Below are 6,301 nucleotides of genomic sequence, written 5' to 3' on the forward strand. Positions count from 1 at the left end.
CAGCGCAATACTTCGGGCCGCAAGCCTTCGCCGCAGCCTCCCCAAACGAAATCCGCCGTGGCTGCTGCTGCAGACACGGCGGACAAAAGGTCTTCGAGCTATCGATGTCTCTCAGTAGACAAAGTAGCGGTTGTAAGGCTGCGGGTTGGGCGGATCGACGTAAAGGGTGGGCTGGGCGGTGCCGGCGCCGGAGAACTTAGGCGGCGGGGTGGGGACATAACCGCCGCGGCGTCCGCCTGGAGCCTGCGAGTAGTAGTTGTCGTGGCAGCAGGCGCTGAGGGTCATCAGAAGTGCGAGGCTTGCGAGGATGAGCTTCATGAGGGTATGGGGAGTTCGGGATTTATGGAACGCAGGGGCATGATGCCCTGCTCTCCGTCAACTCGTCAATACGCATCACGGGTGATAATGGAGACGGGTCTTAAAAAGATCCGGCAGATGCCAGCTTGTGGGATCGCGCGGAGAGATGCTGCGGTTTCGCGCCGAAGGAGGCCGCGAATTTCCTGGGATGCTGGAAACTCCGTATTCTGCGCTGATAGATGACCCTGCGGTTTCGCCTAGTGAAACAGGGGTTGGAGACGGGCGAGAAGCTAAGGGGAGAATAAGACCGCCTCCCCTCCTCTTTTATCAGGCATTGGAGCCGGGGTATCGTGCGCCGTATGGCGTAGGGAGGGTGGGATGATTCGAGGCGGTCCTAGGCCACAAGGAGGCATTCTCCATACCCTTCATAACCGCTTGATAGGCCATCCTTCAGGATTGTGTCAGTTATTCGTCATTTATTATCAATTATGATATCTATCGCATAATGGATTCTAAAATTTATGAAAATGGGTTTGCGCCATGGCTCTTGGTGGTGGATAGCTCTCTCGTTCCTGAAACAAGTTATGAAAAACATCCGCACCTCCACTCAGTCACACCGCAAAGGTTTTAGCCTCATCGAGATGCTCATGACCGTCGCAATCATCGGTGTGATGACTGTGATGGCTCTGCCGACTTTTGGCAGCACCGAGCCCGCCAAACAGAGCGTGAACAAGCAGAACGCCCAAAACTTCTGCTCGCTGGCCATCGCCATCTCTTCCGCAGGTGTGGACCTGACTGGCAATGTGAACTTCGCCAATCCGGGAAGCGATGACGTCAAGGTGATCCTCAAGACCCTGGTCGATGGAATCACGGTCATCGACGGCACCCTTGCCGGTCGTAATTTCAGAATTCCTCACCTGGATGCGGACCAGATCGCCGGTGCTTCTAAGTATGTGTCCATCAAGGATGGCGAGCTTCTCTATGATGGCAGCCTGAAGCCATAACCCAGATCTTTCCAGGAGCCGGTCTGTCTCAGGAACTCACCTGACCGGAGCCCCCAAACCCCCGATGACCTCGGGGGTTTTTTCTTTGGAGGGGGGATTCCGCAGGATGTGTGGCGCGATCACGACGTGTGCTTCGTAACTTCTCCGGCCTGTGCCACGTTTGGAAACTCTCCACCCACATCATGTTCCGCCTCTCCGGTATCGCTGCTTCTCTCCTTGTCTTCGTGGCCCTCGTCCAGGCGCAGGCGCAAACTCCGGCTGCAACTCCGGCTCCGGCTGGAGGCGACTGGATTCATTCGCGCGGTGATGAGGCGATGCAGGGGCGTTCCCCGGTGGAACTGCGCTTCCCGCTGGAGCTGGCCTGGCAGCACTCCATGATGGAAAAGCCGAAAGGCCAGGCAGAAATGCTGGTGAGCAGCGCCGTGGTGCGTGCGGGCAAGGTGTATGTGGGCTGCAAGGACGGCAAATTCCGCTGCCTGGACCTAACCAAAGGTGAGAAAATATGGGAGGCGGAGGGCAAGGGCGCTTTTGATGGAGCGGCTTCCTTTGCAGGCGAGCTTGTGGTGGCAGGCTGCCAGGATGGTTTTGTCTATGCCTGGAATGCCGAGACGGGCAAGGAAGCCTGGAAGTATGAGACCGAGGCGGAGATCCACGCGGCGGCGAACACCTGGACGGATCCCGCCACGCAGGCGCAAAAGATCCTCATCGGCAGTTATGACTACAAGGTCTACTGCCTGGATGCGAAGACTGGCAAGCAGGACTGGGCGGCGGAGACGGGCTATTATATCAATGGTGGTTCGGCGGTGGGAGATGGCAAAGTGGTCTTTGGCGGCTGTGACAGCGTGCTGCACGTGCATGATGTGAAGACGGGCAAGGAGGAGCGCCAGATCGAGGTCGGCGCTTACATCGGCAACAACGTGGCGATCTCGGATGGCGTGATCTACGTGTCCCACTATGGCAATCACGTGGGCGCCTACAACATGGCGGATGGCGCCAAGGTCTGGGAGTATGGTGAGCGTGAGTTTGAATACTACGCAGCTCCGGCGATCTGGGAAAAGGCGGTGTTCTGTGGCGGTCGTGACAAGCGCTTCCATGCCATCGACCGCACCACGGGCGCGAAGCTGTGGGAGTATCGCTGCCGCGACCGCATCGACAGCAGCGCGGTGATTTGTGCCGGCAAAGTGGCGGTCTTCGGCGCTGATGACGGTTATGTGTATGCGCTCGACACCAAGGACGGCAAGGAGGTCTGGCAGTATGAGGTCGGCGCTCCGGTGAAGACCTCGCCTGCCGTGGCCGGTGATTATGTGATCTTCGGCGCGGATGACGGGAAGGTGTATTGCTTCAAGTCGGCGAAGCAGTAACACGTATGGAAGTCGCGGAGCGTCCTGGAGTGCGCCGGTCCTCCGGCGCTTTGGAAGGCCTAACCAAATGGTTCGCGCAAGCTGTCGTCGAAGGTCAGTTGAGGTCAATCCGCCTTTAGAAAGGTGCAGATCACTCACTTCGCCGAAGAGCGCCAGAGGGCAGGCGCACTCCAGGACGCTGGCGCGCTGTTCTAGAGGCCGCGGGGCGTGCTTAACTCTTCCCCAGCGCGTGGCCGATGATCCGGTCGATGTGGGTGATGGGGAGGGAGTAGTGGCCGTCTTCCTCCAGCCAGTGGGTGGTCACGCGGGGCATGATCTTGGAGATCTGCTCGCTGTATTTCCAGGAGATGTTCCGGTCCTCCTTGCCGTGCCAGAAGTGGATGAGGGTGCCGATCTGGCCGACTTCAAAACCCCACTCGCTAAGATAGATGTCCGCATCTGAGATGACCATGCGCGGGCCGCGGCTCAGGGCCTCGATGATGCCCTGGCGGACCACGCTGAAGAAGTGCGGATCCGCGAGCACGCGGCGGTCTTCCTTGCCGAGCATGGGCATGAACCATTTCAGCGGAGCGCGGTCTGGCTGGCCGCTGGAGATGACCTTTCCCATCCGGAGCACAAGGGCGAGCAGGCCGGGGAAGGGGCCGCGCAGATGGATCATGAGCCGGTAGACCCAGGACACGTGCTGGTAGCCGAGGAACTTGAGCGGTGGCGCTCCGCAGCAGATGGTGGCGGTCAGGACGCGCTCGGGCATGGCCTTGGCGGTGACCAGAACATAGGGGCCGCCACCCGACCAGCCGAGGACATGAAACTTGTCCGCGCCAACATGCGCGGCCAGCTGGTCCAGCGTGTCCGGCCAGTCCATGAGGGTGCGCTTCGGCTGGAACTCGGAGAGGCCGATGCCGGGACGATCCGGGGCGATGATGCGCAGTCCGTATTTCTTCGCCGTTTCGTCAATGAGCGCGCCCTGCACGCGGGCACTGGGCCAGCCATGATAGTAAAACATCACGGTGCCCTGCGGATCCCCGTATTCAGCATAGCCGAGGATGAGTCCGTTTTTGAGCTTAAGCGTGTGATCTGGCATTCGGGGGCAGCCGCAAAGACTAGGCGAAAGGCACCGCTGCGCAAGACGAGGTTCTGCGGCGGAGATTAAAGGCTTTTCTCACCCAGGAGAGCGCTGCTGTCCGGGGTGGTTTCACGCACCAGGCCGAACTGTTTCACCGCTTTGTCCTGGAGATGCTCGATGGCTTCCTCCACACTGTCTGTCCAGCAGATGAGGTCGATGTCTTCCGGGCTGATGGTGGAGCCTTTGAGCATGTGATTCACAAGGTCACGCATCTCGCTCCAGTATTCCGTGCCCATGACGACGACGGGGAAGTTCCGCACCTTCTTGGTCTGGATGAGGGTGAGTGCCTCAAACATCTCGTCCAGTGTGCCGAAGCCGCCGGGCATGATGACGAAGCCGTAGCTGTATTTCATGAGCAGCACCTTGCGCACAAAGAAAAACTTCATGTTCACCCAGCGGTCGAGCCAGGGGTTGTGCTTCTGCTCGAAGGGCAGCTCGATGTTGCAGCCGACGCTGCGCCCTCCGACATCCTTGGCGCCGCGGTTGGCTGCCTCCATGATGCCGGGGCCGCCGCCGGTCATGACGGTGAATCCCATGCGCGCGATCTCCGCGCCGAGTTTGCGGGCGAGCTTGTAATACGGGTGGTTCTCCTCAAAGCGTGCCGAACCAAAGACGGTGATGCACGGCCCCACGAAATGCAGGGCACGGAAGCCTTTCATAAACTCCCAAGCCACGCTGAAGATCTGGCGCAGCTCTTCCAGTCGGCGGTTGGGGCCGCGTAGAAGCGAGCGGTCGATCAACTGGCTGGAGAAAATTTTTTCAGCACGCTGTTCCTCGGGTGTTGGCTTGAGGTTCTCAACGGATGGCAGAGGTCCTGAGAGCTGTTCTTTCTCTTTCCTTTGCAGGGGCGGCTGGGGAGCAATCATGGTCGTTACAATAGATGAGAGTGTGAAAGGCCCTTGAAGATTCAAAAATTCAGCACTGAGCTTGGTTCTTTTTATGCTGATTGTGCCAGCACCATGATTGACTTGCCGCTGCCACTTCACACCATGGGTGTCTCATGGGACTTTTCGATCTACTCGCCAAACAAGCCATCGGTAGCGTTTTCGGAGGCGGCCAAAAGCCTGCCGACATGCTGTCATCTCTCCTCAATGAAGCGGGAGGTCTTCCCGGCTTGATGCAAAAATTTCAAGAAGCCGGTCTGCAGGACAAGTTTGCCTCGTGGGTGTCCACCGGGCCGAACGAAAGCGTGCAGCCTGACCAGCTCGAGGCGGCCTTTGGTGCCGGTCAGATCGCGGATCTCGCCAAGAAGGTTGGCATTGATTCCGGCACACTGCTGCCGCTGCTGAGCCAGTTCCTGCCGCAGATCATCGACAAACTCACTCCTGATGGCGTGGTGGACAATCCGCATCCCTCCACCGACCAGCTGCAGAGCGTGATCAGCAGCGTGATGAAGGGCGGCCTGGGCGGATTGTTTGGTGGTCGCTCATAACTCGTATCGTCTCCCGCTTCATTCATGTCCACTGACGTCAAGATCTCCAAGAAAAAGGAATTCCTGCCTTTCACGGATGATCTGGAGACCTATCTGGACCAGTTTGGCCGGCGCTATTCGCTGCCGGCCACCTATCAGGATCTGCTGGGGTTTGCGGAGAGCTACTCGCTGGATGACAAGAATGGCAATCCGACCCACTGGGCCACCGTTCTGTATCCGCCGCATGTACAGCAGGATCTGTATCCGCGGCTGACCAGCATCTACTCCCTGCTGCGCACGGGGGACCTGCACGCGGTGCCGCATCTGTACGTGGAGCGTGTGGACTTCTGCGAGTTCGGAAACTCGCGGCCTTTCCGTGTGCGCGTGGTGAACCAGTATAACGACAACTATGACCACCTCTATGTGAAGCGCGCGGATGCCTCCCGTGTGTATGGCCTGGAGCTGGAGCATTTGCTGTCACCAAACCGGATCAACTACCTTGCGCACAGCGGCACGCTGGTGGAGGAGCACATCGCCGGCATCCCCGGGGATGCTTTCATCCGTGACTATCTGGACCGGCCGGACATCAACGAGGTGCGCATCGCCAAGGAGTTTGTGAAGTTCAGCGAGCGCTGCTTCATCCGCCTGCTGGGGGACATGCGCAGCTACAACTACGTGATCGACATCACGCCGGACTTTGAGGACGTGCAGTATCGCGTGCGTGCCATCGACTTCGACCAGCAGAGTTATGAAGGCCGGCGGAGCCTTTATCTGCCGCAGTTTTTCAAGGAGAACAACCCGGTGGTCTGGCTGTGCTCGAAGAACCTGAACCTGGCCACCGTGAGGCAGTATCAGGACGAGGAGCGCACGCTCATCGCCCGCCGCTACATCAGCGAGCATCAGCGCATCCACCTGCTGCTGGACTGCATGAAACGGAATCCCCGCGAGCCTGAGAACAAGATGCAGCAACTGGCCCGTGAGCTGGGTGAGTATCACCAGACCAAGCGTTTTGACTCCTGCACCAGCATGGGAGATGTGGTGGAGCGGAACCTGGAGATCACGCTGGGCAGGCATCTGACGTGAGGTGCTCTGGTGCTGGCTCAGT

At 59.0% G+C, this 6,301-nt stretch carries 6 protein-coding genes and 1 pseudogene; 4 read left to right on the forward strand and 3 right to left on the reverse strand.

The annotated features are described in order from the left end of the window. Nucleotides 1-111: 111 nt before the first annotated feature. Complete coding sequence (locus tag BGE01nite_RS15895; protein WP_146851471.1) at nucleotides 112-318, reverse strand: hypothetical protein; 207 nt, start codon at nucleotides 316-318, stop codon at nucleotides 112-114. Nucleotides 319-881: 563 nt separating this feature from the next. Here BGE01nite_RS15895 and BGE01nite_RS15900 point away from each other — a divergent pair. Both BGE01nite_RS15900 and BGE01nite_RS15905 read left to right on the forward strand, forming a co-directional pair. Further along, nucleotides 882-1,301, forward strand: coding sequence for a prepilin-type N-terminal cleavage/methylation domain-containing protein (locus BGE01nite_RS15900; RefSeq protein ID WP_170266820.1), 420 nt, complete (start codon nucleotides 882-884; stop codon nucleotides 1,299-1,301). Nucleotides 1,302-1,483: 182 nt separating this feature from the next. Then, nucleotides 1,484-2,662: an outer membrane protein assembly factor BamB family protein gene (locus BGE01nite_RS15905; protein ID WP_146851473.1), complete on the forward strand. Its 1,179-nt coding sequence runs from the start codon at nucleotides 1,484-1,486 to the stop codon at nucleotides 2,660-2,662. A 211-nt stretch (nucleotides 2,663-2,873) separates the two neighbouring features. On the opposite strand, the gene BGE01nite_RS15910 is transcribed toward BGE01nite_RS15905, so the two are convergent. Both BGE01nite_RS15910 and BGE01nite_RS15915 read right to left on the reverse strand, forming a co-directional pair. Continuing rightward, nucleotides 2,874-3,743: an alpha/beta hydrolase gene (locus BGE01nite_RS15910; RefSeq protein ID WP_146851474.1), complete on the reverse strand. Its 870-nt coding sequence runs from the start codon at nucleotides 3,741-3,743 to the stop codon at nucleotides 2,874-2,876. Nucleotides 3,744-3,808: 65 nt separating this feature from the next. Beyond that, a complete protein-coding gene (locus BGE01nite_RS15915; RefSeq protein ID WP_146851475.1) occupies nucleotides 3,809-4,651 on the reverse strand; it encodes an LOG family protein in 843 nt (280 codons plus the stop codon). Nucleotides 4,652-4,782: 131 nt separating this feature from the next. Between BGE01nite_RS15915 and BGE01nite_RS15920 the strand changes: the two are divergent. Beyond that, nucleotides 4,783-5,217: pseudogene (locus tag BGE01nite_RS15920) on the forward strand (YidB family protein); the annotation flags it as partial. 24 nt (nucleotides 5,218-5,241) lie between these two features. Further along, nucleotides 5,242-6,279 (forward strand): hypothetical protein, encoded by a 1,038-nt coding sequence (locus tag BGE01nite_RS15925; RefSeq protein WP_146851477.1) that lies wholly within the window; start codon nucleotides 5,242-5,244, stop codon nucleotides 6,277-6,279. The last annotated feature ends 22 nt before the right edge of the window (nucleotides 6,280-6,301 follow it).

Source organism: Prosthecobacter gellanilyticus, assembly GCF_007992435.1.
Classification (GTDB): domain Bacteria; phylum Verrucomicrobiota; class Verrucomicrobiia; order Verrucomicrobiales; family Verrucomicrobiaceae; genus Prosthecobacter; species Prosthecobacter gellanilyticus.

Coding starts and splice junctions, on each gene's coding strand:
- BGE01nite_RS15895 (WP_146851471.1), bottom strand. CDS start 318: ATGAAGCTCATCCTCGCAAGCCTCGCACTTCTGATGACCCTCAGCGCC.
- BGE01nite_RS15900 (WP_170266820.1), top strand. CDS start 882: ATGAAAAACATCCGCACCTCCACTCAGTCACACCGCAAAGGTTTTAGC.
- BGE01nite_RS15905 (WP_146851473.1), top strand. CDS start 1,484: ATGTTCCGCCTCTCCGGTATCGCTGCTTCTCTCCTTGTCTTCGTGGCC.
- BGE01nite_RS15910 (WP_146851474.1), bottom strand. CDS start 3,743: ATGCCAGATCACACGCTTAAGCTCAAAAACGGACTCATCCTCGGCTAT.
- BGE01nite_RS15915 (WP_146851475.1), bottom strand. CDS start 4,651: ATGATTGCTCCCCAGCCGCCCCTGCAAAGGAAAGAGAAAGAACAGCTC.
- BGE01nite_RS15925 (WP_146851477.1), top strand. CDS start 5,242: ATGTCCACTGACGTCAAGATCTCCAAGAAAAAGGAATTCCTGCCTTTC.